Here is a 26,956-nt window from a genome sequence, read left to right on the forward strand (position 1 = left end):
GGCCCTTTGCTGTGCCCGGAACGGCCGTAGCAGTGCGCCTGAGGCGCTTCCCTGCGTACGGCGAGGAGGCGCAACCCGTAGGCGTGACCGCGTTCCTATGGCGCTCCTAGTCGCTTCCTCGGCAGCACAACAATCTCCTACCGCCAGAGCGGATCAACGCGCGAAGCGAACTGCTCAGCGCTCTGGCGCCCTGCCTTACCCTTCCTGATGCCCACCCATTGCAGCTCGCCTCGCAGCAGCCGGTTAAGCTCGGCGGTCTCCTCGTCCGTGGCTGCGAAGGGTAGCTCCTGCACCCGGCCATCGCTGCGCTGCCGCTCGGTACCTGACGCCCAGGCATTGCCGCTCTCTTCCGCCTCTGCCTCTCCGAAGTTCGAACCCGCGCTGCTGGTGGGAGTCGGCGTCACTCGAAGGAACTGACCCTGCATGTCCAGCAGCGCTTCGAGTGCGTCGCTCGATCGGCGGAGAGGGCTGGGAGGGGCAGACTGCGCAGCGATGAGGGCGTTCAGCTCAGCCTCCAACTTGTCAGCGAGTCGACTGTGCTCCTGCGAGCGGGGGAAGGCAATCTCCTGCGGCAGTCTCCCTTCGTCGTAGGCGTCCATCAGCTCCTTACTCTTGCGCCGATGGGTCTGGATCGCTTCGTGGACAGACGGGTCGTCAGCGATGACCGGCTGGTGCTCCTCGACCTTCTGCTGCTGGTTCCGGTAGGCACGCTCCGCCACGAGCCGAATGAGGTACTGCTCCAAGAGTCCCGCTGAGATGGCCAGGTGGCCCTTCTTGCAGCCGTAGAGTGCACGGCTTCGAGTTCCAGACGGCAATTGACCGTAGAGCGGCTTCGCGCAAAGACCGCACACGAGAAGCCCGGCAAGGGGCCAGCTCCCCGTTCGAAGCTTCTTCTGCGACAGGCGACCGAGCATGCCGAGCACCTGGTTGCGCTCTTCCAGGCTGATGATGGGCTCCCAAGTGCCCATCACCAAATCACCTTCTTCTGTGCGGACAGGTTCTCGTTGGTAGGTACGCACGCCGGCCGTACGCCAACCGGTGAGCACTCGACGGACGGTGAGCCACTCCCACTCGTTACCGGCGGAGTTCAATACGCCTGCCGAGTTCCACTCGTTCTGTACCTGGCCGATGGATGCCCCACGCTTCACCATCTCGATGCCCTGCCGGATGTGCTGCGCCTCGTTCTCTCGAATCGTGACCCCATCCGTCTCCCAGCCGAATGGCCGCTGCCACTGGAGCTTGGGTCGGCCAGCAAAAGCGTTGCGCCGGAAGGTGACCTTCTGCCGTGTGGAGATGTTCCGTGCTTCTTGCGCAGCGAACGCGGCAAGAACGCGGGCGTTGAGAATGCCGGAGTCGGTTGACAAGTCGTAGAGAGCGGTGCGGACGGTCAGGAACCGTAGCTTGTGCTTGTCAGCCAGGTCGATTAGTCGTTCAAGTTCGATAGGACGGCGGGTGATTCGGTCGTCGGAGTAGGCCACAATTGTGTCGAACTCTCCGGCCGCCGCCGCCGCAAGCATCGCCTCGTATTCTGGACGCTCTGTTGCCTTGGATCTCTCGGACGCCCCGGTCCCGTCCTTCTCCCGGTACTCGGCAACGACTTCGAGACCGTGCTCCTCGGCGAGCTTCCTACTCAGCCGGATTTGCTCGCCAACGGTCGCGCCGCCATCGTTCTTGTCCCGGCTGATCCTGCCGTAGAGTGCCGCGCGACTCCCGGTACTTCCCGCCATGGGCTCGAATGTACATGAAGAGCAACGCCGAATCAGCTCGGCGTGGACTTCAACGCCCGGCTGCTCGCCGCCGTGAAGGACGTCTTCACCGAGGTCGACGCCGCTCCCGCAGCGGTCTGAGAAGGGGGGACCGGCTCCCGGTCCCCCCTTCTGCCGACACCCGCTCTGGGGCAGCGGGGCGGGGAACGTGCCGGGTACCGTCGGAACGCACTGATGGCCCCCGCACACACCAGGAGTTCCCCGTGACGCTGCCGGCCGCCGGCTGGTTCCCGGACCCACAGGACACCGCGCGACTGCGGTGGTGGGACGGTCACGCCTGGGGTGAGGCGACCCGGGTGCTCCCCCGCGAGGCACCGGACCCCGTCGTCCCCGTCCTCGCCGCGATGCCGGCCGGGCCGGCGTTCTCCGTCGAGGCGTCCGCCCGTGTCGTCGAGGCCCACTCCTGGGCGTACGGCAGCAGCGACCGACGGGTCTGCCTGTTCGCGGTGCTGGCCGTCGTGGCCGCGATCGTGTCCCTCGTCGTGAACCCCTGGGGGCTCGCCAGTCTGCTCGGCATCGCCGCGGGCCTGGTCGCCCTGGTCCGTCCGGGCGCCACCGGTCCCTGGCGGGTCGTCGGGCAGAGCATCGGAGCGTCCGCGCTCGTGCTCGCCGTCGCGACCGGGGTCGTCGTGGCGAACGGGCACCTGCACCTGTTCTGAGTCCGGCCTCCGTCCGGCCGTCAGGCTCCGATCAGTCGTCCGACGGCCGCCGACGCTGCTGCTTCGTGGCGGACCGCTGCTGCTTGCCCGCCAGGCGTCGGCGCTGTGAGCCCCGTGTCGGCCGGGTCGGACGCCGTGCCGGGGCCGGCGGGGCGAGCGCTTCCCGCAGGAGCTCGCGGAGCGCGTCGAGCGCAGCCTCGCGGTTGCGCAGTTGCGACCGCCGCTCGGACACCGTCACGGTGATCGTCCCGGCAGCCGTCCGCCGACCGGTCCGCTCGAGGATCCGCGTCCGCTGCTCCTCGGTCACCGCCGACGACCCCGCGACGTCCCAGGTCAGCTGGACACGACTGTCCGAGGTGTTGACGTGCTGTCCCCCGGCGCCGGACGACCGCGAGAACCGCCACCGCAGTTCCGACTCGGGGATCGTGAGCCCCGGCCCCACCTCGAGGTCCATGCGCCCAGGGTCCCACGGCCAGGGCTCCGCGGGCCCGCGCTCCGCCTACCGCCGCGCCCGCGGGTGCGCCGTCTGGTACACGTCCCGCAGCATGTCCGCCGTCACCAGCGTGTAGATCTGCGTCGTCGCCACACTGGCGTGCCCGAGCAGCTCCTGCACCACCCGGACGTCCGCGCCGCCCTCGAGCAGGTGTGTGGCGAACGAGTGCCGGAAGGTGTGCGGCGACACGTGTGCCGCCAGTTCGGCCCGCTCCGCCGCCGCCTGGATGACGAGCCAGGCGCTCTGCCGCGACAGCCGGGCTCCGCGGGCACCGAGGAACAGCGCCGGCGTCGCGGTCCCCCGGGCGGCGAACACCGGCCGTGCCCGCACCAGGTACGCGTCGACCGCAGCCCGGGCGTAGCTGCCGAGCGGCACGATCCGCTGCTTGTTCCCCTTGCCGGTGACCCGCACCACGGAGACGTCGGTGTCCTCGTCCGAGACCTCGTCCACGTCGGCGAGGGTCGTCACGTCGTCGACGGAGAGACCCACCGCTTCCGAGATCCGGGCACCGGTCGCGTAGAGCAGTTCCAGGAGCGCCCGGTCCCGGAGCTGCACCGGGTCGTCGCCCACGACGGAGCCGATCAGCCGCTCCATGTCGTGCACGGAGATCGCCTTCGGCAGCCGCATCGGTGCCTTCGGCGGGCGGACCGAGGCTCCCGGGTCGAGCGGCAGCCAGCCCTCCCCGGCCGCGAACGCCGAGAACGAGCGCACCGAGCTGAGCATCCGCGCGACCGACCTCGGCGCCAGCGGCCCCTCCGGACGGGTGGTGAGGTACTGCACGAACCCGGCGAGGTCCGCGCGCGCCAGACGTCCGACGTCCTCGAGCACCCCGGCCCCGCCGGCACGGTCTGCGCCGCTGGAGTCGACGACCGGCTGCGTGCCGATCCACTCGCCGAACGTCGCGAGGTCGCGCCGGTACGCCGACAGGGTGTGCGGCGACAGCCCCCGCTCGATGGCGATGTGCCGCAGGTGGTCCTGCACGGCTCGCTCGAACGGCATCACCCGACGAGGCTACCGGGGCCGACGAGACCGCCGAGGCGGACCGGCCGAACGCGCTAGCGGCGCTCGGCGGCCTCCACCGCGAGCGTCGCCACGATGAGCGCCGAGTTGTGCAGTCGTCCCTCGAGGATCCCGGCCACGAGTTCGGCGCGGGGCACCCAGCGGATCACGATGTCGGCCTCCTCGGCCTCCCGCTCGAACGCCGACGAGGTCGCCCGCACCCCGGTCGCCCGGAACACCTCGATGAACTCGTTGCTGCCGCCCGAGGACGTGTTGTACCGGACCAGGTGCTCCCAGTGGTCGGCCTCGACGTCGGCCTCCTCGGCGAGCTCGCGCTTCGCGGCGGCCAGGTGGTCCTCGCCCTGGTGGTCGAGCAGCCCGGCCGGCAGCTCCCAGTCGCGCACCTGCACCGGGTGACGGTACTGCTGGATGACCAGGACACGGCCGTCCTCGTCCTCCGCGAACACCGCGACGGCCCCGGTGTGGTCGATGTACTCGCGGACCATGTCCGTGCCGTTGTAGTCGACGGTGTCGCGCGTGATGTCCCAGACCGCACCCTCGAACACCCGCTCGGAGGCGGTCACGTCGAAGGAGGCGGGTTCGTCGGCGATCGGTGCGTCAGTCACCCCGCCATCCTGCCCCACCGTCGACGACGAGCGTCCAGACCGGCGGACGACGGACGGGAGGCTCCCCACCTGCTGGTGGGGAGCCTCCCGTCCGTCACGTGGTCGCGACCGCGACCTGCCGACTCAGGCGACCGCTTCGGTCTCCGGGTCGAACAGGCGCGTCGACTCGTTGCGCTCGATCGCCGCACCGACGAGGCCCGCGAAGAGCGGGTGCGCGCGGTTCGGACGCGAGCGGAGCTCCGGGTGCGCCTGCGTGCCGATGTAGAACGGGTGCTCCGCACGGTCCAGCTCGACGTACTCGACCAGGGTGCCGTCCGGCGAGGTGCCGGAGAAGACCATGCCGGCGTCCGCGATCTGCTCGCGGTAGTGGTTGTTGACCTCGTAGCGGTGACGGTGGCGCTCCGATGCCTCCGTCGAGCCGTACAGCTCGGCGGCGAGGCTGCCCTCGGTGAAGTGTGCCGGGTACATGCCGAGGCGCATCGTGCCGCCCAGGTCGCCGCCGGCGATGATGTCCACCTGCTCCGCCATCGTCGCGATGACCGGGGTGGAGGTCTCGGGGTCGAACTCGGTGCTCGAGGCGTCGAGCAGGCCGGCCTCGTGGCGGGCGTACTCGATGACCATGCACTGCAGGCCGAGGCACAGACCGAGCGTCGGGATGGCCTGCTCACGGGCGAACTTCAGCGCGCCGAGCTTGCCCTCGATGCCGCGGATCCCGAACCCACCGGGGATGCAGATGCCGTCGACGTCGCCGAGGTTCTTCGCCGCGCCCTCCGGGGTGAGGCACTCGTCCGAGGCGACCCACTTCAACGTGACCTTCGCGGTGTGTGCGAAACCGCCGGCACGCAGCGCCTCGGTCACCGACAGGTAGGCGTCGGGCAGGTCGATGTACTTGCCGACCAGGGCGATCGTCACGGCCTTCTTCGGCTCGTGCACCGCGGTCAGCACACCGTTCCAGCGCGACCAGTCGACGTCGTGCGCCTCGAGGCGGAGAGCCTCGATGATGACCTGGTCGAGGCCCTGGTCGTGCAGCATCGTCGGGATGTCGTAGATCGACGGGACGTCCACGGCGTTCACCACGGCGTCCTCGTCGACGTCGCACATCAGCGCGATCTTGCGCTTGTTGGCGTCCGAGACGGGGCGGTCGCTGCGGAGCACGAGGGCGTCCGGCTGGATGCCGATCGAGCGGAGCTGCGCGACCGAGTGCTGCGTCGGCTTCGTCTTCTGCTCCCCCGAGGCCGCCATGAACGGCACCAGGGAGACGTGCACGAAGAACACGTTGTTGCGGCCGAGCTCGTGGCGCACCTGCCGTGCCGCCTCGATGAAGGGCTGCGACTCGATGTCACCGACCGTGCCGCCGACCTCGGTGATGATGACGTCGGGCTGCGGGTCGTTCTCGGACTGCTCGCGCATCCGACGCTTGATCTCATCGGTGATGTGCGGGATGACCTGGACGGTGTCGCCGAGGTACTCGCCACGACGTTCCTTGGCGATGACCGTCGAGTAGACCTGCCCGGTCGTGACGTTCGCCGACTGCGCCAGGTCGATGTCGAGGAAGCGCTCGTAGTGCCCGATGTCCAGGTCCGTCTCGGCGCCGTCGTCGGTCACGAAGACCTCGCCGTGCTGGAACGGGTTCATCGTGCCCGGGTCCACGTTGAGGTACGGGTCGAGCTTCTGCATGACGACCTTGAGGCCGCGTGCCGTGAGCAGGTTGCCGAGGCTGGCCGCCGTCAGGCCCTTGCCGAGAGACGAGACGACCCCGCCGGTCACGAAGATCTGCTTCGTCACCTTCGGGGTCGTGTTCGAAGAATTGGTTCCGCCGCTGAGAGTGTCCGCCACGGGATTCCATCGTACGTCAGAAGTGCCGGGAGGCGCGACCCGCGTTCGCCGGGCGCGTTGCGTCCGTCGCCGGCGTACCCGGTTGGGATGCGCCTCCCGGTCGGTGCTCGGGCTGGTGCTCCCGGCCCGTGCTCGGACCGGTGGTCGCGCTGGTGCTGCGACCGGTCAGGCGGAGCGGCCGGCGACCTCGAGCAGTTCGCGTGCGTGCTCCATGCCGCTGGCGCTGTCGCCGAGGCCGGAGAGCAGCCGTGCCATCTCCTGCAGGCGGTCGTCGCCCTCGAGGCGGCGGACGCTCGACGAGGTCACCGCGCCGCTGGCGTCCTTGACGACGTTGAGGTGGTTGTTCGCGAACGCGGCCACCTGCGCCAGGTGCGTGACCACGATGACCTGGGTCCGTTCGGCGAGCGCCGCGAGACGTCGGCCGATCTCGATCGCGGCCGCGCCGCCGACACCCGCGTCGACCTCGTCGAAGACGAAGGTCGGGACGGTGGTGCTGCCGGCCATCACGACCTCGATCGCGAGCATCACACGCGAGAGCTCCCCACCGGACGCACCCTTGCCGATCGGCCGCGGGTCGGTGCCCGAGTGCGGCTGCAGCAGGATCGCGACCTGGTCACGCCCGTGGCGACGGAACTCGCCGGCGTCGGTGACTTCGACCACCAGGGTCGCACCGGCCATCGCCAGGCTCTTCAGCTCGGCGGTGACCCGCTTGGCCAGTTCCGTCGCCGCCTTCGTCCGCACCTTGGTCAGGGCGGCGCCGGCGGCCTCGAGCGCTGCCCGGTCGGACTCGACCGACTGCTGCAGCTGCACGATGCGGTCGTCGTCGCCGTCCAGCTCGAGGAGCCGGTCGGAGGCACGCTGCCCGGCCGCGATGACGTCCTCGACGCTCTCGCCGTACTTCCGGGTCAGGCCGGCGAGCAGTGCCCGACGTTCGTTGATGAGCTCGAGGTCGTGGCCGGCCTCGGGTTCGAGCGAGCCGATGTAGCTCGACAGCGACGCCGAGGCCTCGCTCGCCTGGATGCCCAGCTCGGTCAGCTGCTCCAGCACCGGCTGCAGCGCCGGGTCGACGCTCGCGACGCGTTCGATCGCGCGCCGGGCCGACTCGACCAGGCCGATCACGTCCGGACCGTCGAGCGACTCACTCGACACGGCCTCGTGCGCCAGGCCGGCGGACAGTCGGAGGTCCTCGAGGTTCCCCAACCGCTCCGCACGTTCGGCGAGCTCGGTGTCCTCGCCCGGCTGCGGGTCGGCGGCCTCGATCTCGGCGGAGGCTTCGCGGAGGCGCGCAGCCTCGGCGAGCCGCTCGTCGCGGTCACGGGTCAGCGTCTCGAGGTCGCCCGTGTGCTGCTGCCAGGCGTCGTACACGGCGACGTACTTCGCCAGCGCCTTCTCGACCGCTGCGCCGCCGAACCCGTCGAGGGCGGCACGCTGCGCGGCCGCCGAGGTCAGGCGGATCTGGTCGGACTGCCCGTGCACGGTGACGAGCTGGTCGGCGAGTTCGCCGAGCACCGCGACCGGAGCGGTCCGGCCGCCCACCGTGGCACGGCTGCGGCCCTCGGCCGAGACCGTGCGCGTCAGGATGAGTTCGCCGTCCTCGACCGTGCCACCGGCGTCCTCGACCCGCTCGGCGACGGCCGCGTGGTCGGGCAGGTCCCAGCGACCCTCGACGACGGCGTTCGGTGCACCGCGGCGGACCGAACCGGCGTCCGCACGGGCCCCGAGGAGCAGGCCGAGCGCGGTGACGATCATCGTCTTGCCGGCGCCCGTCTCACCCGTCACGACGGTGAAGCCGGGGCCGAGCTCGAGCGTGGCGTCGCCGATCACGCCGAGGTCGGAGATGCGGATTTCCTCGATCACTGGATGTGCTCCTGCTGCTGGTTCACGTCGTGGTGCCGGTGCTCGTGCTCGTGGGGGTACTGGTGCGTGTGGGGGTGCTCGTGCTGGTGGGCGTGCCGGTGGGCGTTGCCCGGGGCCTCAGGTCGGAGGGTGCGCGTCACACGTCCTCGTCGTCACGCTGGGGCCCGCGCCAGCCCGCCACCGGCAGCCGGAACTTGGCGACCAGGCGATCGGCGAACGCGGCGTCCTTGATCCGGGCGACCCGCACCGGCTCCGGCGAACGGCGCACCTCGACGCGGGCTCCGGGAGGCAGGTCGTGCGTCCGACGCCCGTCGCACCACAGGACGCCCACACCGCTCGTGCGCCGGAGAACCTCGACGGCCAGGACCCGGTCCGGGCCGACCACGATCGGTCGGGAGAACAGGGCGTGGGCGCTCAGCGGCACCATCAGGATCGCGTCGACGTCCGGCCACACCACGGGGCCGCCGCCGGAGAAGGAGTAGGCGGTCGACCCGGTCGGGGTCGAGAACACGACACCGTCGCACCCGAAGGACGACAGCGGACGGCCGTCGACCTCGGTGACGACCTCGAGCATGCGCTCGCGGGAGGCCTTCTCCACCGTCGCCTCGTTGAGCGCCCAGCTGGAGTAGACGATCTCGTTGCCGACGACCACGTCGACCTGCAGGGCGACGCGCTCCTCGACCTTGTACTCGCCGGTCAGGGCGCGCTCGACCGTCTCGGCCAGGCCGTCGCGCTCGCTCTCGGCGAGGAACCCGACGTGCCCCAGGTTGACGCCGACTATCGGCGCCTTCGTGCCCCGTGCCAGTTCGGCTGCACGGAGGATCGTGCCGTCCCCGCCGAGGACGATGACGATCTCGATCTCGTCCGGGCGCACGTCGACGCCGAGGATGTCGACCTGACCGACCGACGCTTCGGCGCGGCGGATGTCGGCGTACTCGTCGAAGGGCATCACCGGGGTCAGACCGGCGTCGTGCAGGATGTCGCACACCTCGACCGCGGCGTCGATCGAGTCGCGCCGTCCGGTGTGCGAGACCAGCAGGATGTGTCGTTCGTCGCTCATGGAGCTCCCTCCGCCAGTTCCGTCGCCCGGAGGATCCATTCTGTCGGGTTCTCCCCGGCACCTCGCTGGAGACGCGCGAGGTACTCGTGGTTGCCGTGCGTCCCGACGATCGGGGACGCCGCCACGCCCGCCGTTCCGAGGCCCAGGTCCCAGGCGGCCCAGAGGACGTTCATGAGCGCGTCCTGCCGCAACGACGCACTACGGACGATGCCCTCGCGGATGCCGGTCCGGCCGACCTCGAACTGCGGCTTCACCAGCAGGACGAACTCGTCGGCCGGTACCGCCTCGACCAGGGCGGGCAACACCATGCGGAGGCTGATGAACGACAGGTCCCCCACCACCAGGCTGGTGCGCTCGGCAGCGGGGTCGAGGGCCAGGTAGTCGTCGCGCGTGAGGTTCCGGGCGTTGACCCCCTCGACGACGGCGACCCGGTCGTCGATCGCGATCGCCGGAGCGAGCTGACCGTGGCCCACGTCGAGGGCGATCACCCGCGAGGCGCCACGTGCGAGCAGCACTTGGGTGAATCCACCCGTCGAGGCTCCGACGTCCAGGACCGTCCGGCCACGTGGGTCGACTCCGAACGCGTCGAGCGCGCCGACGAGCTTCAGCGCGGCGCGGGAGACCCACTCGTCCTCGGCGTCCACCACGATGTGCGAGGAGGCGGTGACCGGGGTCGAGGCCTTGACGACCGGGACCCCGTCGATCGTGACACGGCCGGCCAGGATGAGGGCGGCCGCGGCGGTCCGGGAGCGAGCGAGACCACGTGCGGGGATCGCGGCGTCGAGGCGCATCGTGGCGGTCGACGGCGTCGCGGTGCTGGTGCCGGCGCTGCCCGTGCTGTCGTCGCTGGTGTCTGCGCTGGCTCTCGGGTCGGTGCTCGCCGCTTGCTCGGGGCTCGCCGCGTGGCCGGTGCTGGTCGCTTGCTCGGGGCTGGCCGCGCGGTCGAGGCTGGTCACTTGCTCGGGGCTGGCCGTGTGGTCGGTGTCGTTCGTGGGGGACGTTCCGTTCGTGGAGGTCGTGCCGGGAGCGAAGTCGGACCCGCCTGTCGTCTCGCTGATGGGGTCGGCGATGTCCCCGCGCTCACCCACGAGTGTCCCCGCCGTGTTCCAGCCGGGTCCGGAGTTCGTCGTGCAGCGCCGCGAACGCGTCCGCGCGGTCAGTCAGCGGAAGCCGCTCGACCGCCGCGGCCCGACCATCCACGGTGTCGGCACCGGGCTCGATCGAAGTCTCGGCGCTGCCGACTGGGTCGTCGCCACTCCGATGGTCCGAGCTCGAGTCAGCGTCGTCGTCGTGGGCATCGGCATCGGCATCGGCATCGGCATCGGCATCGGCATCGGCGTCATCGCCCGGGACTATCGCGGCCCCGCGCAGAACGCCGGGCCTCGGGCGCGGCGGGCCAGGAACAGCTCGCGGCTCCGTCGCCGTACCGGGAACAGCCCGCGACTCGGTCGGCGCGGCGGTCGACCGGCCAGCGGAGGGAGTGCCCGTCACGTCGTCGCTCCGGGCTGGTTCCACGCCGGTCACGCTACTCGCCGCCGTACAGCGCCGGGTCCACGTCGAGGCCGTAGATGGCCAGGCCGGAGTCCCAGATCGCGGTCGCACCGGCGCGCAGCAAGTCCATCTCGTCCGACCCGACGTGCTCGGCTCGGACGACGTGTCCGCGCATCGAGACGATCGACTCCCCGACGGTCACGCGACGCGTGCCGTCCGGGTCTTCGCTGCGGATGGTGTCCGGGTAGGGCTCGTGCAGTCCGCGGAGGTCCTTGAGCACGTAGGTCGGCCGCGAGCGCTGGTCAGCCGCCAGCACCTGCTTCGGCTGGTCGATGCCGGTCAGCACGAGCACGCTCGGGATGCCGGCGTCGTTCGCGCCCTTGATGTCCGTGTCCAGACGGTCCCCGATGAACAGCGGACGCTCGCCACCGAACCGTGCCAGGGCCGCTTCGAAGATCGGTCGCTCGGGCTTCCCGGCCACGACCGGCATCCGGCTCACCGCCTGGTGCACCGCTGCCACGAGGGTCCCGTTCCCCGGAGCGATGCCACGCTCCACCGGGATCGACCAGTCCATGTTCGTGGCCACCCACGGTACGGAGGCATCCGCCAACGCGAAGGAGGCTTCGGCGAGCTGCTTCCACCCCAGGTCCGGCGAGAACCCTTGGATGACCGCTGCCGGGTGGTCGTCCGCGCTGTCGGTCACCACGAACCCGGCCTGCTCGACGATCGTCGTCAGTCCGAGTCCGCCGATCACGAGGACGGTCGATCCTTCCGGAACGAGGGTCGCGAGCAGCCGAGCCCCCGCCTGAGAGGAGGTGACGACGTCGTCGGCGGTCACCTCGAGCCCGTACTGCTCGAGGTGTTCGGCGACGTCCATCGGACGCCGCGAGGCGTTGTTGGTGATGTAGCCGACGCGGGCCGACGTGGCGGCCTGGTTGAGGGCCTCCACGGCGTGTGGGATGGCGTTCCGTCCCCGGTAGACGACACCGTCGAGGTCGGTCATGACCGCGTCGATGCCGTCGACCGGGGTACGCGGAGTGTCAGCCGGCTGCGGAGCCGTCGATGTCGCGGGGGTTGTCTTCGTCGATCTCGCCGGGCTGGTCCCCGGCGTCGTCGGAGTCGTCGTCGAGGTCGTCGTCCCTGAGGGCGCTGACGTACCCGTTGCCCGGCTCGGCGTCCCCGAGTTCTGCGTCGTCGAGCTCGACGGACTCGTCGCTGACGGGCTCGTCGTCTCCGGGCTCGTCGTCTCCGGACTCGTCGCCTGCGGGCTCGTCGAACTCGTCGACTTCGATCGCTTCCTCGACCACATCCACTGTCTCCCAAGCATCGTCTTCGGCGGCTTCCGCGAGGGCTTCGGCCGCGCGGTCGACGCGGGCCCACCACTCGTCGGCCTCGTCCTGGCGACCGAGCTCCTCGAGCGTGGCCGCGTAAGCACTGTAGAGCGCCGGCGACCAGCTGTAGGCGGTCGAGGGGTCGAGCTGTGGAATCTCCAGCTCGCCCAGCGCGGCTGTGGGATTCCCGAGGTCCAGACGTGCTCCGGACATCGCGATCGCGAGTTCGACCTGCACCGGCGTCTCGAGTGCGGCGCGGTCGACGGACCGTCCGAGCTCGAGGGCACGTTCCGGGCGCCCGAGCCCACGCTCGCAGTCGACCATCATTGGGAGCTGGTCGTTGCGGCCGGAGATCCGTCGGTACGTGCGGAGTTCTCGGAGCGCCGTGGCGAAGTCACCGAGACGGTACGCCGTGATCGCGGCGGTCTCACGGACCACAGCCACGCGGCCGGCTCGGCGTGCAGCGCTCAGCGCGTGCTGGTTCGCTTCCTCCGGATCGGAGTCGACGAGGAGCGCCGCGGTGATGAGGTGTCGCGCCACCCAGTCCGCGTTGTCCTTGCTGAGGGTCTTGAGCTCAGCACGAGCGGCGGGGTGGAGGTCACGGGCATCGATCTCGTCCGGGATCTCGGGGTCGTCGTGACGCGGGCGGATCGAACGGGTGCCGTACGGGTCCCGGTCTTCCCAGTCGTCCCGAGCGGCCTCGCCGAAGCGGGCGCCGGACGAGCGGTTACCGTCGCCGAACCGCTTCCGATCGGCTCCACCGTCGCGGGAGGGGCGGTCGTCATTGCCACGGAACGGACGGTCGTTGCTGCCGCTGCGAACGGGTCGGTCACCATCACGGCGGGGACGGTCGTCGTTCCCACGGAACGGGCGGTCGCCATCACGACGGGGACGGTCATCGTTCCCACGGAACGGACGGTCGTTGCTGCCACCGCGAACGGGCCGGTCGCCATCACGGCGGGGGCGATCGTCGTTGCTGCGGAAGGGCCGGTCACGATCACGACGGGGACGGTCATCGTTCCCACGGAACGGACGGTCGTTGCTGCCACCGCGAACGGGCCGGTCGCCATCACGACGGGGACGATCGTCGTTGCTGCGGAAGGGACGGTCACCATCACGACGGGGACGGTCATCGTTCCCACGGAACGGACGGTCACCATCACGACGGGGACGGTCATCGTTCCCACGGAACGGCCGGTCACCATCACGACGGGGCCGGTCATCGTTCCCACGGAACGGACGGTCACCATCACGACGCGGACGGTCGTCGTTCCCACGGAACGGACGGTCGTTGCTGCCACCGCGAACGGGCCGGTCGCCATCACGGCAGGGGCGATCGTCGTTGCTGCGGAAGGGCCGGTCACCATCACGACGGGGACGGTCATCGCTCCCACGGAACGGACGGTCACCATCACGACGCGGACGGTCATCGTTCCCACGGAACGGACGGTCACCATCACGACGCGGACGGTCAGTTGCGGGCCGGTCAGATCGCCACGAAGGACGGTCGTTCCGGGCTCCACCTTCGCGGAATTTACGGCCGGACGGGCGTCGGTCCGTGCTGTCGCCGCGAGGACGATCCCCACGAGGGGCCCCACCACCAGCACGCCCACCTTCACGTCGTTCGAAGTCACGCGGCCCAGCCGACCAACGACCGCTGTCGCCTTCGCGTCGAGATCGATCCGGACGGTCTCCGTCACGCCCGTCTCGCCGCTGTTCGTCGTCGTTCGCCACCGTAGCTCCTCGTTGCGTGCCGAAGACTCGTGTCTCGGCGATCGTCCGCTGTGTCGTTGTGTCGTGCTGTGGCAGCCGAAGCTGCCCGTGTTGGTCCAGTCCATCATGAACCGGGCGCAGAGTCGACCTCATGCGTCTGAGATGAAACAGAAAATGGCCACCGGCCCTCACGAGAGCTGTTGCTCTCGATGGAGGGCCGATGGCCACATCATTGAAAAGAAGTCCGGCGGCGTCCTACTCTCCCACAAGGTCCCCCTTGCAGTACCATCGGCGCTGAGAGGCTTAGCTTCCGGGTTCGGAATGTGACCGGGCGTTTCCCTCTCGCTATGACCACCGGAACACCATCGACCCGAAACGGATCAAACAGGTTCCAGCCATCCCCCACCAACGGTTCGGTGTCAACACTCCCGCCGAAACAGGGTTGATGACACCCCACACCGGTGGGGTAGCTGAACTATTCAGTTTGATTCCCGATCGTCTGTCGGGAACCACAAAGTGGACGCGAGCCCTGACCCGTGAGGGTCAGGAAAAAAGTGTGTGTCAAGTCTTCGGCTTATTAGTACCGGTCAGCTCCACGGGTCGTTAGTCCCCGCTTCCACATCCGGCCTATCAACCCAGTAGTCTGCTGGGAGCCTCTCACACTCAAGGTGCATGGAAATCTCATCTCGAAGACGGCTTCCCGCTTAGATGCTTTCAGCGGTTATCCGGTCCGAACGTAGCTAATCAGCGGTGCCCTTGGCAGAACAACTGACACACCAGAGGTTCGTCCATCCCGGTCCTCTCGTACTAGGGATAGATCTTCTCAAATTTCCAACGCGCGCAGCGGATAGGGACCGAACTGTCTCACGACGTTCTAAACCCAGCTCGCGTACCGCTTTAATGGGCGAACAGCCCAACCCTTGGGACCTACTCCAGCCCCAGGATGCGACGAGCCGACATCGAGGTGCCAAACCATGCCGTCGATATGGACTCTTGGGCAAGATCAGCCTGTTATCCCCGAGGTACCTTTTATCCGTTGAGCGACAGCGCTTCCACAAGCCACTGCCGGATCACTAGTCCCGACTTTCGTCCCTGCTCGACCTGTCAGTCTCACAGTCAAGCTCCCTTGTGCACTTACACTCGCCACCTGATTGCCAACCAGGTTGAGGGAACCTTTGGGCGCCTCCGTTACTCTTTGGGAGGCAACCGCCCCAGTTAAACTACCCATCAGGCACTGTCCATGAACCCGATCAGGGTCCTACGTTAGACATCCAAAGTGACCAGAGTGGTATTTCAACAATGACTCCACGAACACTAGCGTGCCCGCTTCACAGTCTCCCACCTATCCTACACAAGCCACTCCGAACACCAATACCAAACTGTAGTAAAGGTCACGGGGTCTTTCCGTCCTGCTGCGCGTAACGAGCATCTTTACTCGTAGTGCAATTTCGCCGAGTTCGCGGTTGAGACAGCTGGGAAGTCGTTACGCCATTCGTGCAGGTCGGAACTTACCCGACAAGGAATTTCGCTACCTTAGGATGGTTATAGTTACCACCGCCGTTTACTGGGGCTTAAATTCAGAGCTTCGCCGTGAGGCTGACCCTTCCTCTTAACCTTCCAGCACCGGGCAGGCGTCAGTCCGTATACATCGTCTTGCGACTTCGCACGGACCTGTGTTTTTAGTAAACAGTCGCTTCCCACTGGTCTCTGCGGCCTTCAACGCTCACGGAGCAAGTCCGGTCACGTGTCCGGCCCCCTTCTCCCGAAGTTACGGGGGCATTTTGCCGAGTTCCTTAACCACGATTATCTCGATCTCCTTGGTATTCTCTACCTGACCACCTGAGTCGGTTTCGGGTACGGGCGGCTGCAACCTCGCGTCGATGCTTTTCTCGGCAGCATAGGATCACTGAATTCCCCTTACGGGTACGCGTCGGGTCTCAGGCATACAGACGACGGATTTGCCTATCGTCAGCCCTACATCCTTACACCAGGTTCACCTTACGGATACCATCGCCTGGCTCAGCTACCTTCCTGCGTCACACCTGTTCATACGCTAACCGCACCAGCATGGGGTCGAGCGTTAGACCGGCCCGTCTCACCCCGAAGGGATCAACAAGTGCCGGGTTAGGACTCTTAGCACCACTGGATTAGCTTGGGCGGTTGTTCGCCGGTACGGGAATATCAACCCGTTGTCCATCGACTACGCCTGTCGGCCTCGCCTTAGGTCCCGACTTACCCAGGGCGGATTAACCTGGCCCTGGAACCCTTGGTCTTTCGGAGGACGGGTTTCTCACCCGTCTTTCGCTACTCATGCCTGCATTCTCACTCGTGTAGCGTCCACGGCTGGATCACTCCGCCGCTTCACTCGCCACACGACGCTCTCCTACCACTCCGCACGACTGAACCACGAAGGCTTGTCGAGTGTGCGAAATCTACAACTTCGGTGGTGTGCTTGAGCCCCGTTACATTGTCGGCGCGGAATCACTTGACCAGTGAGCTATTACGCACTCTTTCAAGGGTGGCTGCTTCTAAGCCAACCTCCTGGTTGTCTGTGCAACTCCACATCCTTTCCCACTTAGCACACGCTTAGGGACCTTAGTTGGTAGTCTGGGTTGTTTCCCTCTCGACGATGAAGCTTATCCCCCACCGTCTCACTGCTGCGCTCTCACTCACCGGCATTCGGAGTTTGGCTGACGTCAGTAACCTGTTGAGGCCCATCGGCCATCCAGTAGCTCTACCTCCGGCGAGAAACACGCAACGCTGCACCTAAATGCATTTCGGAGAGAACCAGCTATCACGAAGTTTGATTGGCCTTTCACCCCTATCCACAGCTCATCCCCTCCATTTTCAACTGAAGTGGGTTCGGTCCTCCACGACGTCTTACCGTCGCTTCAACCTGGCCATGGATAGATCACTTCGCTTCGGGTCTAGGACATGCGACTGAATCGCCCTATTCAGACTCGCTTTCGCTACGGCTACCCCACACGGGTTAACCTCGCCACATATCGCTAACTCGCAGGCTCATTCTTCAAAAGGCACGCCGTCACCCCTACAAAGGAGGCTCCGACGGTTTGTAAGCAAACGGTTTCAGGTACTATTTCACTCCCCTCCCGGGGTACTTTTCACCTTTCCCTCACGGTACTTGTCCGCTATCGGTCATCTGGGAGTATTTAGGCTTATCAGGTGGTCCTGACAGATTCACACGGGATTTCTCGGGCCCCGTGCTACTTGGGATACACATCCGGCCATAACACCATTTCGTCTACGGGGCTGGCACCCACTACGGCCCGGCTTTCAAACCGGTTCGACTATGATGCGCTGTAACCGTCCCAGTCCGGCAGAACTGAGTGACGTGTCCCACAACCCCGACCATGCAACGCCCGCCGGCTATCACACATGATCGGTTTAGCCTCATCCGTTTTCGCTCGCCACTACTCACGGAATCACATGTTGTTTTCTCTTCCTGTGGGTACTGAGATGTTTCACTTCCCCACGTTCCCTCTACCCGCCCTATATATTCAGGCGGGAGTCACCAGGTCACAAAAGCGCCTGGCGGGGTTTCCCCATTCGGAAATCCTCGGCTCACAGCTCGATTATCAGCTCCCCGAGGCTTATCGCAGATTTCTACGTCCTTCTTCGGCTCCAGATGCCAAGGCATCCACCGTTTGCTCTTAGAAACTTGACCACAAAGATTAAAATTGCGATCCAACGCCACGACACACGCCAACCCGAAAGCCGACGATCATCGATGACGCGAATCTAAAGATGCTCGCGTCCACTGTGTAGTTCTCAACATACGATCGGCACCACACTCCCCCACACCCAACGGTGTGACCTCATGTGGCCCAACGAAGGACCCTCAAGGCCCAACCCCCACCACGGATGAGCATCCATCACGGACACCACCCACAGCAGGAAGCCTGGTCCCTCAGGACCCAACAACGTGCACCAGCCAACCCGCTCACCCCCGACCCGTTCCAACCCCCCAACACCGGCACAAGACCGACGATGAGGAACGTACTGAGACCGGAAGACGCGCTCCCGACTGCACTGTCAATGTTCCACCCATGAGCTACCCGTCGGACACGTTCGGTCCGAATCGGGCGCCTGGACCAGCCACCACTCACCATGACGGTGAACAGCACTGACCAGATGCTCCTTAGAAAGGAGGTGATCCAGCCGCACCTTCCGGTACGGCTACCTTGTTACGACTTAGTCCTAATCACCGATCCCACCTTCGACGGCTCCTTCCACAAGGGTTAGGCCACCGGCTTCGGGTGTTACCGACTTTCATGACTTGACGGGCGGTGTGTACAAGGCCCGGGAACGTATTCACCGCAGCGTTGCTGATCTGCGATTACTAGCGACTCCGACTTCATGAGGTCGAGTTGCAGACCTCAATCCGAACTGAGACCGGCTTTTTGGGATTCGCTCCACCTTACGGTATCGCAGCCCTTTGTACCGGCCATTGTAGCATGCGTGAAGCCCAAGACATAAGGGGCATGATGATTTGACGTCATCCCCACCTTCCTCCGAGTTGACCCCGGCAGTCTCCTATGAGTCCCCGGCATAACCCGCTGGCAACATAGAACGAGGGTTGCGCTCGTTGCGGGACTTAACCCAACATCTCACGACACGAGCTGACGACAACCATGCACCACCTGTACACCGACCACAAGGGGGCGACCATCTCTGGCCGTTTCCGGTGTATGTCAAGCCTTGGTAAGGTTCTTCGCGTTGCATCGAATTAATCCGCATGCTCCGCCGCTTGTGCGGGCCCCCGTCAATTCCTTTGAGTTTTAGCCTTGCGGCCGTACTCCCCAGGCGGGGCGCTTAATGCGTTAGCTACGACACAGAAACCGTGGAAAGGTCCCTACATCTAGCGCCCAACGTTTACGGCATGGACTACCAGGGTATCTAATCCTGTTCGCTCCCCATGCTTTCGCTCCTCAGCGTCAGTTACGGCCCAGAGATCTGCCTTCGCCATCGGTGTTCCTCCTGATATCTGCGCATTCCACCGCTACACCAGGAATTCCAATCTCCCCTACCGCACTCTAGTCTGCCCGTACCCACTGCAAGCCCGAGGTTGAGCCTCGGGATTTCACAGCAGACGCGACAAACCGCCTACGAGCTCTTTACGCCCAATAATTCCGGACAACGCTTGCACCCTACGTATTACCGCGGCTGCTGGCACGTAGTTAGCCGGTGCTTTTTCTGCAGGTACCGTCAAGAACCGAAGCTCCCTTCTTCCCTACTAAAAGAGGTTTACAACCCGAAGGCCGTCATCCCTCACGCGGCGTTGCTGCATCAGGCTTTCGCCCATTGTGCAATATTCCCCACTGCTGCCTCCCGTAGGAGTCTGGGCCGTGTCTCAGTCCCAGTGTGGCCGGTCACCCTCTCAGGCCGGCTACCCGTCGTCGCCTTGGTGAGCCATTACCTCACCAACAAGCTGATAGGCCGCGAGTCCATCCCCAACCAAAAAATCTTTCCACCACCAGGCCATGCGACCAGTGATCATATCCAGTATTAGACGTCGTTTCCAACGCTTATCCCAGAGTCAGGGGCAGGTTACTCACGTGTTACTCACCCGTTCGCCACTAATCACAGGAGCAAGCTCCTGATCATCGTTCGACTTGCATGTGTTAAGCACGCCGCCAGCGTTCGTCCTGAGCCAGGATCAAACTCTCCGTAAAAAATTACAACCAACACTAAAAGTGTCAGCGAGTTGATCTTGACTGTTGACTGTCTACTGACAATCTTCAATCCAAAAGGAATTGCTTCATGACCCGACCAACCCGAAGGCAGACCGGGCACGAGGTCAATAAAATTGGCATTGACAATGTGCACGCTGTTGAGTTCTCAAGGACCAGACGCACTCCCCACTCGACACCACGAAGATGCTCCGCCAGAGAGGCTGTCGTTCTCGAACCCACCGATGTCGTCGAACCCAGCCACACAACCGTGCAACCAGATCCAGTGGCTCATCCCGAAGGAGAGAACCGGTGGAGTAGTCATCCTAAGCGTCGAAGCGAACCAGCACAAGGCCAGATCTGAACTCCAGTGGAGGATGGTCCCGCTTGAGGGCCGACGTGCTCTGGGCTTTCGCTCCAGCCGCTCCGCCGCACCTTTGGGGTGACGAGGGATTACTTTACGCAGCCCCCACCCCACACCACCAACCCACCCCACATCCCGGGCGTGTCGCACACTGCAACACAGCGCCCGCTTCTCGCCCCAGAGTGGGGCTCTGGGCTCTGGGCTCTGGGCTCTGGGCTCTGGGCTCTGGGCTCTGGGCTCTGGGCTCTGGGCTCTGGGCTCTGGGCTCTGGGCTCTGGGCTCTGGGCTCTGGGCTCTGGGCTCTGGGCTCTGGGCTCTGGGCTCTGGGCTCTGGGCTCTGGGCTCTGGGCTCTGGGCTCTGGGCTCTGGGCTCTGGGCTCTGGGCTCTGGGCTCTGGGCTCTGGGCTCTGGGCTCTGGGCTGATCATGCACCTCCATGACCAGTTGACAAGCCCAGCTGCGCACATCGTCGATCGCGACGAGGGTCGTCCGCCGCCAACCGAGACCTACGGGTTGCTGACCCTTGCAACGGACGACCCGCCACTTGCCCCCTGGCTCAGACAGTGCGCCGCAGCAGGCTCACGGCGGCCGGCCGAGACAGCAGCTACGAGGGTGTGGACGGTGAAGTGGGGATCTGAGTGGATGCCGGCGCCGAGCGCCTCACGTTGTGAAGACCACCGTCTGCGGGGGCCTCTCCCACCGGTGCCCTGCACGCGCCGCCTCCGAGGGGCCATCGCTGGCAGAAGGGCCGAGGATCTCCCCTTCGATGGCACATCAGCAGACGAGCTCATGACCGACCGCCGCTGCGTGCACGGACGCACGCGGTCGTGGCAGTTCCGACAGTATTCTGCTCGAGCTCCTGCCGGTCGGGACGCTCTGGGGCACTGGCCTCATCGCCGGTGCACTCCGGTCGTCCACAAGAACCGTCGTCCGGGGAGACCTGACGTCGCCGGGCTCGACCACGTCCTCCTCACCAGCGATATTTCGTGAGGCCTGAGTCAGCCCACACGCAACCACTGCCGACCGGTAGCAACCGCACGTCTCGGGCGGGAAGGCGTCAGCTCCACCTCGGCCAAATCCCGTGCGATGACAACGCATCATCGGCATGCTGCGCCGGCCCGCTCTAATGAGAACAGCCGGCCCGAAACAGGTCGTCGCCGCGGAAGGGCAAGCTCGCATCGGCACGACGGTGACGGCGAGGCGCCGGCATCGACGACTCGCATCATGGTGACCATCGACGCCATGCGTCACCGCTCAGAACAGGCCGAGCTACCGATCGCCGCGCCTCTGACTCGAACGACGCGCTCCGAACTGTGGGCGACGCCTGGGCCCCCGGTGGAGAATTCACGCCGATCCATTCCGCAGCACAACTCTTCCTGTCGTGAGGGCTCCGCCGGGGAATGCAGAAAAGCCCCTGACCGGTGGAGCGTGATGCTCCACCCGTCAGGGGCTTCCCTTGAAAAGAAGTCCGGCGGCGTCCTACTCTCCCACAAGGTCCCCCTTGCAGTACCATCGGCGCTGAGAGGCTTAGCTTCCGGGTTCGGAATGTGACCGGGCGTTTCCCTCTCGCTATGACCACCGGAACACCATCGACCCGAAACGGATCAAACAGGTTCCAGCCATCCCCCACCAACGGTTCGGTGTCAACACTCCCGCCGAAACAGGGTTGATGACACCCCACACCGGTGGGGTAGCTGAACTATTCAGTTTGATTCCCGATCGTCTGTCGGGAACCACAAAGTGGACGCGAGCCCTGACCCGTAAAGGGTCAGGAAAAAAGTGTGTGTCAAGTCTTCGGCTTATTAGTACCGGTCAGCTCCACGGGTCGTTAGTCCCCGCTTCCACATCCGGCCTATCAACCCAGTAGTCTGCTGGGAGCCTCTCACACTCAAGGTGCATGGAAATCTCATCTCGAAGACGGCTTCCCGCTTAGATGCTTTCAGCGGTTATCCGGTCCGAACGTAGCTAATCAGCGGTGCCCTTGGCAGAACAACTGACACACCAGAGGTTCGTCCATCCCGGTCCTCTCGTACTAGGGATAGATCTTCTCAAATTTCCAACGCGCGCAGCGGATAGGGACCGAACTGTCTCACGACGTTCTAAACCCAGCTCGCGTACCGCTTTAATGGGCGAACAGCCCAACCCTTGGGACCTACTCCAGCCCCAGGATGCGACGAGCCGACATCGAGGTGCCAAACCATGCCGTCGATATGGACTCTTGGGCAAGATCAGCCTGTTATCCCCGAGGTACCTTTTATCCGTTGAGCGACAGCGCTTCCACAAGCCACTGCCGGATCACTAGTCCCGACTTTCGTCCCTGCTCGACCTGTCAGTCTCACAGTCAAGCTCCCTTGTGCACTTACACTCGCCACCTGATTGCCAACCAGGTTGAGGGAACCTTTGGGCGCCTCCGTTACTCTTTGGGAGGCAACCGCCCCAGTTAAACTACCCATCAGGCACTGTCCATGAACCCGATCAGGGTCCTACGTTAGACATCCAAAGTGACCAGAGTGGTATTTCAACAATGACTCCACGAACACTAGCGTGCCCGCTTCACAGTCTCCCACCTATCCTACACAAGCCACTCCGAACACCAATACCAAACTGTAGTAAAGGTCACGGGGTCTTTCCGTCCTGCTGCGCGTAACGAGCATCTTTACTCGTAATGCAATTTCGCCGAGTTCGCGGTTGAGACAGCTGGGAAGTCGTTACGCCATTCGTGCAGGTCGGAACTTACCCGACAAGGAATTTCGCTACCTTAGGATGGTTATAGTTACCACCGCCGTTTACTGGGGCTTAAATTCAGAGCTTCGCCGTGAGGCTGACCCTTCCTCTTAACCTTCCAGCACCGGGCAGGCGTCAGTCCGTATACATCGTCTTGCGACTTCGCACGGACCTGTGTTTTTAGTAAACAGTCGCTTCCCACTGGTCTCTGCGGCCTTCAACGCTCACGGAGCAAAGTCCGGTCACGTGTCCGGCCCCCCTTCTCCCGAAGTTACGGGGGCATTTTGCCGAGTTCCTTAACCACGATTATCTCGATCTCCTTGGTATTCTCTACCTGACCACCTGAGTCGGTTTCGGGTACGGGCGGCTGCAACCTCGCGTCGATGCTTTTCTCGGCAGCATAGGATCACTGAATTCCCCTTACGGGTACGCGTCGGGTCTCAGGCATACAGACGACGGATTTGCCTATCGTCAGCCCTACATCCTTACACCAGGTTCACCTTACGGATACCATCGCCTGGCTCAGCTACCTTCCTGCGTCACACCTGTTCATACGCTAACCGCACCAGCATGGGGTCGAGCGTTAGACCGGCCCGTCTCACCCCGAAGGGATCAACAAGTGCCGGGTTAGGACTCTTAGCACCACTGGATTAGCTTGGGCGGTTGTTCGCCGGTACGGGAATATCAACCCGTTGTCCATCGACTACGCCTGTCGGCCTCGCCTTAGGTCCCGACTTACCCAGGGCGGATTAACCTGGCCCTGGAACCCTTGGTCTTTCGGAGGACGGGTTTCTCACCCGTCTTTCGCTACTCATGCCTGCATTCTCACTCGTGTAGCGTCCACGGCTGGATCACTCCGCCGCTTCACTCGCCACACGACGCTCTCCTACCACTCCGCACGACTGAACCACGAAGGCTTGTCGAGTGTGCGAAATCTACAACTTCGGTGGTGTGCTTGAGCCCCGTTACATTGTCGGCGCGGAATCACTTGACCAGTGAGCTATTACGCACTCTTTCAAGGGTGGCTGCTTCTAAGCCAACCTCCTGGTTGTCTGTGCAACTCCACATCCTTTCCCACTTAGCACACGCTTAGGGACCTTAGTTGGTAGTCTGGGTTGTTTCCCTCTCGACGATGAAGCTTATCCCCCACCGTCTCACTGCTGCGCTCTCACTCACCGGCATTCGGAGTTTGGCTGACGTCAGTAACCTGTTGAGGCCCATCGGCCATCCAGTAGCTCTACCTCCGGCGAGAAACACGCAACGCTGCACCTAAATGCATTTCGGAGAGAACCAGCTATCACGAAGTTTGATTGGCCTTTCACCCCTATCCACAGCTCATCCCCTCCATTTTCAACTGAAGTGGGTTCGGTCCTCCACGACGTCTTACCGTCGCTTCAACCTGGCCATGGATAGATCACTTCGCTTCGGGTCTAGGACATGCGACTGAATCGCCCTATTCAGACTCGCTTTCGCTACGGCTACCCCACACGGGTTAACCTCGCCACATATCGCTAACTCGCAGGCTCATTCTTCAAAAGGCACGCCGTCACCCCTACAAAGGAGGCTCCGACGGTTTGTAAGCAAACGGTTTCAGGTACTATTTCACTCCCCTCCCGGGGTACTTTTCACCTTTCCCTCACGGTACTTGTCCGCTATCGGTCATCTGGGAGTATTTAGGCTTATCAGGTGGTCCTGACAGATTCACACGGGATTTCTCGGGCCCCGTGCTACTTGGGATACACATCCGGCCATAACACCATTTCGTCTACGGGGCTGGCACCCACTACGGCCCGGCTTTCAAACCGGTTCGACTATGATGCGCTGTAACCGTCCCAGTCCGGCAGAACTGAGTGACGTGTCCCACAACCCCGACCATGCAACGCCCGCCGGCTATCACACATGATCGGTTTAGCCTCATCCGTTTTCGCTCGCCACTACTCACGGAATCACATGTTGTTTTCTCTTCCTGTGGGTACTGAGATGTTTCACTTCCCCACGTTCCCTCTACCCGCCCTATATATTCAGGCGGGAGTCACCAGGTCACAAAAGCGCCTGGCGGGGTTTCCCCATTCGGAAATCCTCGGCTCACAGCTCGATTATCAGCTCCCCGAGGCTTATCGCAGATTTCTACGTCCTTCTTCGGCTCCAGATGCCAAGGCATCCACCGTTTGCTCTTAGAAACTTGACCACAAAGATTAAAATTGCGATCCAACGCCACGACACACGCCAACCCGAAAGCCGACGATCATCGATGACGCGAATCTAAAGATGCTCGCGTCCACTGTGTAGTTCTCAACATACGATCGGCACCACACTCCCCCACACCCAACGGTGTGACCTCATGTGGCCCAACGAAGGACCCTCAAGGCCCAACCCCCACCACGGATGAGCATCCATCACGGACACCACCCACAGCAGGAAGCCTGGTCCCTCAGGACCCAACAACGTGCACCAGCCAACCCGCTCACCCCCGACCCGTTCCAACCCCCCAACACCGGCACAAGACCGACGATGAGGAACGTACTGAGACCGGAAGACGCGCTCCCGACTGCACTGTCAATGTTCCACCCATGAGCTACCCGTCGGACACGTTCGGTCCGAATCGGGCGCCTGGACCAGCCACCACTCACCATGACGGTGAACAGCACTGACCAGATGCTCCTTAGAAAGGAGGTGATCCAGCCGCACCTTCCGGTACGGCTACCTTGTTACGACTTAGTCCTAATCACCGATCCCACCTTCGACGGCTCCTTCCACAAGGGTTAGGCCACCGGCTTCGGGTGTTACCGACTTTCATGACTTGACGGGCGGTGTGTACAAGGCCCGGGAACGTATTCACCGCAGCGTTGCTGATCTGCGATTACTAGCGACTCCGACTTCATGAGGTCGAGTTGCAGACCTCAATCCGAACTGAGACCGGCTTTTTGGGATTCGCTCCACCTTACGGTATCGCAGCCCTTTGTACCGGCCATTGTAGCATGCGTGAAGCCCAAGACATAAGGGGCATGATGATTTGACGTCATCCCCACCTTCCTCCGAGTTGACCCCGGCAGTCTCCTATGAGTCCCCGGCATAACCCGCTGGCAACATAGAACGAGGGTTGCGCTCGTTGCGGGACTTAACCCAACATCTCACGACACGAGCTGACGACAACCATGCACCACCTGTACACCGACCACAAGGGGGCGACCATCTCTGGCCGTTTCCGGTGTATGTCAAGCCTTGGTAAGGTTCTTCGCGTTGCATCGAATTAATCCGCATGCTCCGCCGCTTGTGCGGGCCCCCGTCAATTCCTTTGAGTTTTAGCCTTGCGGCCGTACTCCCCAGGCGGGGCGCTTAATGCGTTAGCTACGACACAGAAACCGTGGAAAGGTCCCTACATCTAGCGCCCAACGTTTACGGCATGGACTACCAGGGTATCTAATCCTGTTCGCTCCCCATGCTTTCGCTCCTCAGCGTCAGTTACGGCCCAGAGATCTGCCTTCGCCATCGGTGTTCCTCCTGATATCTGCGCATTCCACCGCTACACCAGGAATTCCAATCTCCCCTACCGCACTCTAGTCTGCCCGTACCCACTGCAAGCCCGAGGTTGAGCCTCGGGATTTCACAGCAGACGCGACAAACCGCCTACGAGCTCTTTACGCCCAATAATTCCGGACAACGCTTGCACCCTACGTATTACCGCGGCTGCTGGCACGTAGTTAGCCGGTGCTTTTTCTGCAGGTACCGTCAAGAACCGAAGCTCCCTTCTTCCCTACTAAAAGAGGTTTACAACCCGAAGGCCGTCATCCCTCACGCGGCGTTGCTGCATCAGGCTTTCGCCCATTGTGCAATATTCCCCACTGCTGCCTCCCGTAGGAGTCTGGGCCGTGTCTCAGTCCCAGTGTGGCCGGTCACCCTCTCAGGCCGGCTACCCGTCGTCGCCTTGGTGAGCCATTACCTCACCAACAAGCTGATAGGCCGCGAGTCCATCCCCAACCAAAAAATCTTTCCACCACCAGGCCATGCGACCAGTGATCATATCCAGTATTAGACGTCGTTTCCAACGCTTATCCCAGAGTCAGGGGCAGGTTACTCACGTGTTACTCACCCGTTCGCCACTAATCACAGGAGCAAGCTCCTGATCATCGTTCGACTTGCATGTGTTAAGCACGCCGCCAGCGTTCGTCCTGAGCCAGGATCAAACTCTCCGTAAAAAATTACAACCAACACTAAAAGTGTCAGCGAGTTGATCTTGACTGTTGACTGTCTACTGACAATCTTCAATCCAAAAGGAATTGCTTCATGACCCGACCAACCCGAAGGCAGACCGGGCACGAGGTCAATAAAATTGGCATTGACAATGTGC

At 63.9% G+C, this 26,956-nt stretch carries 14 protein-coding genes and 6 rRNA genes; 1 reads left to right on the top strand and 19 read right to left on the bottom strand.

What is annotated here, in order from left to right; all coding sequences use genetic code 11:
• Positions 1-137 precede the first annotated feature (137 nt).
• On the bottom strand, positions 138-1,727 hold the full coding sequence (locus DEI97_RS14565) for a recombinase family protein (protein WP_111076147.1): 1,590 nt from the start codon (positions 1,725-1,727) through the stop codon (positions 138-140).
• A gap of 242 nt (positions 1,728-1,969) precedes the next feature.
• On the opposite strand from DEI97_RS14565, the gene DEI97_RS14570 reads away from it, so the two are divergent.
• Positions 1,970-2,425 carry a DUF2510 domain-containing protein gene (locus tag DEI97_RS14570; protein WP_220039243.1) on the top strand — a complete coding sequence of 152 codons (456 nt, stop codon included), beginning with the start codon at positions 1,970-1,972 and terminating at the stop codon, positions 2,423-2,425.
• Between the two features lie 31 nt (positions 2,426-2,456).
• On the opposite strand, the gene arfB is transcribed toward DEI97_RS14570, so the two are convergent.
• From arfB to DEI97_RS14660, 18 genes are all read right to left on the bottom strand, one after another.
• Positions 2,457-2,879 (bottom strand): alternative ribosome rescue aminoacyl-tRNA hydrolase ArfB, encoded by a 423-nt coding sequence (gene arfB / locus DEI97_RS14575; protein WP_111076146.1) that lies wholly within the window; start codon positions 2,877-2,879, stop codon positions 2,457-2,459.
• A 45-nt stretch (positions 2,880-2,924) separates the two neighbouring features.
• Positions 2,925-3,917, bottom strand: coding sequence for a site-specific tyrosine recombinase XerD (locus DEI97_RS14580; protein ID WP_111076145.1), 993 nt, complete (start codon positions 3,915-3,917; stop codon positions 2,925-2,927).
• A gap of 56 nt (positions 3,918-3,973) precedes the next feature.
• On the bottom strand, positions 3,974-4,543 hold the full coding sequence (locus DEI97_RS14585; RefSeq protein ID WP_111076144.1) for an NUDIX domain-containing protein: 570 nt from the start codon (positions 4,541-4,543) through the stop codon (positions 3,974-3,976).
• A 123-nt stretch (positions 4,544-4,666) separates the two neighbouring features.
• Positions 4,667-6,328 carry a CTP synthase gene (gene pyrG, locus DEI97_RS14590; RefSeq protein ID WP_111076143.1) on the bottom strand — a complete coding sequence of 554 codons (1,662 nt, stop codon included), beginning with the start codon at positions 6,326-6,328 and terminating at the stop codon, positions 4,667-4,669.
• A 216-nt stretch (positions 6,329-6,544) separates the two neighbouring features.
• Positions 6,545-8,236: a DNA repair protein RecN gene (gene recN, locus DEI97_RS14595; RefSeq protein ID WP_111076142.1), complete on the bottom strand. Its 1,692-nt coding sequence runs from the start codon at positions 8,234-8,236 to the stop codon at positions 6,545-6,547.
• Positions 8,233-8,376 carry a hypothetical protein gene (locus DEI97_RS14600; RefSeq protein WP_181439355.1) on the bottom strand — a complete coding sequence of 48 codons (144 nt, stop codon included), beginning with the start codon at positions 8,374-8,376 and terminating at the stop codon, positions 8,233-8,235. The genes recN and DEI97_RS14600 overlap by 4 nt, the downstream gene beginning before the upstream one ends.
• Positions 8,373-9,296 (bottom strand): NAD kinase, encoded by a 924-nt coding sequence (locus tag DEI97_RS14605; RefSeq protein ID WP_111076141.1) that lies wholly within the window; start codon positions 9,294-9,296, stop codon positions 8,373-8,375. Before DEI97_RS14605 ends, DEI97_RS14600 begins: the two co-directional genes overlap by 4 nt.
• On the bottom strand, positions 9,293-10,087 hold the full coding sequence (locus tag DEI97_RS14610) for a TlyA family RNA methyltransferase (RefSeq protein ID WP_111076196.1): 795 nt from the start codon (positions 10,085-10,087) through the stop codon (positions 9,293-9,295). The genes DEI97_RS14605 and DEI97_RS14610 overlap by 4 nt, the downstream gene beginning before the upstream one ends.
• A gap of 289 nt (positions 10,088-10,376) precedes the next feature.
• The gene (locus DEI97_RS14615) at positions 10,377-10,811 is read right to left on the bottom strand and encodes a hypothetical protein (RefSeq protein WP_146248236.1); all 435 of its coding nucleotides are present in this window, start codon (positions 10,809-10,811) and stop codon (positions 10,377-10,379) included.
• Positions 10,812-10,821: 10 nt separating this feature from the next.
• Positions 10,822-11,790, bottom strand: coding sequence for an HAD-IIA family hydrolase (locus DEI97_RS14620; RefSeq protein WP_111076139.1), 969 nt, complete (start codon positions 11,788-11,790; stop codon positions 10,822-10,824).
• A 37-nt stretch (positions 11,791-11,827) separates the two neighbouring features.
• Positions 11,828-12,658, bottom strand: a complete 831-nt coding sequence (locus DEI97_RS14625) for a tetratricopeptide repeat protein (protein ID WP_258376794.1) — start codon at positions 12,656-12,658, stop codon at positions 11,828-11,830.
• Positions 12,586-13,959, bottom strand: coding sequence for a hypothetical protein (locus tag DEI97_RS14630; RefSeq protein ID WP_284158280.1), 1,374 nt, complete (start codon positions 13,957-13,959; stop codon positions 12,586-12,588). The genes DEI97_RS14625 and DEI97_RS14630 overlap by 73 nt, the downstream gene beginning before the upstream one ends.
• Before the next feature lie 114 nt (positions 13,960-14,073).
• Positions 14,074-14,190: ribosomal RNA gene (gene rrf, locus DEI97_RS14635) — 5S ribosomal RNA — on the bottom strand.
• A 198-nt stretch (positions 14,191-14,388) separates the two neighbouring features.
• Positions 14,389-17,516, bottom strand: a 23S ribosomal RNA gene (locus DEI97_RS14640).
• Between the two features lie 478 nt (positions 17,517-17,994).
• Positions 17,995-19,524 (bottom strand): 16S ribosomal RNA (locus tag DEI97_RS14645).
• Between the two features lie 1,826 nt (positions 19,525-21,350).
• Positions 21,351-21,467 (bottom strand): 5S ribosomal RNA (gene rrf / locus DEI97_RS14650).
• 199 nt (positions 21,468-21,666) lie between these two features.
• Positions 21,667-24,796, bottom strand: a 23S ribosomal RNA gene (locus DEI97_RS14655).
• Positions 24,797-25,274: 478 nt separating this feature from the next.
• Positions 25,275-26,804, bottom strand: a 16S ribosomal RNA gene (locus DEI97_RS14660).
• Together the 16S, 23S and 5S rRNA genes form the textbook arrangement of a ribosomal RNA operon.
• Positions 26,805-26,956 lie beyond the last annotated feature (152 nt).

The organism is Curtobacterium sp. MCLR17_032 (assembly GCF_003234795.2).
Taxonomy (GTDB): domain Bacteria; phylum Actinomycetota; class Actinomycetes; order Actinomycetales; family Microbacteriaceae; genus Curtobacterium.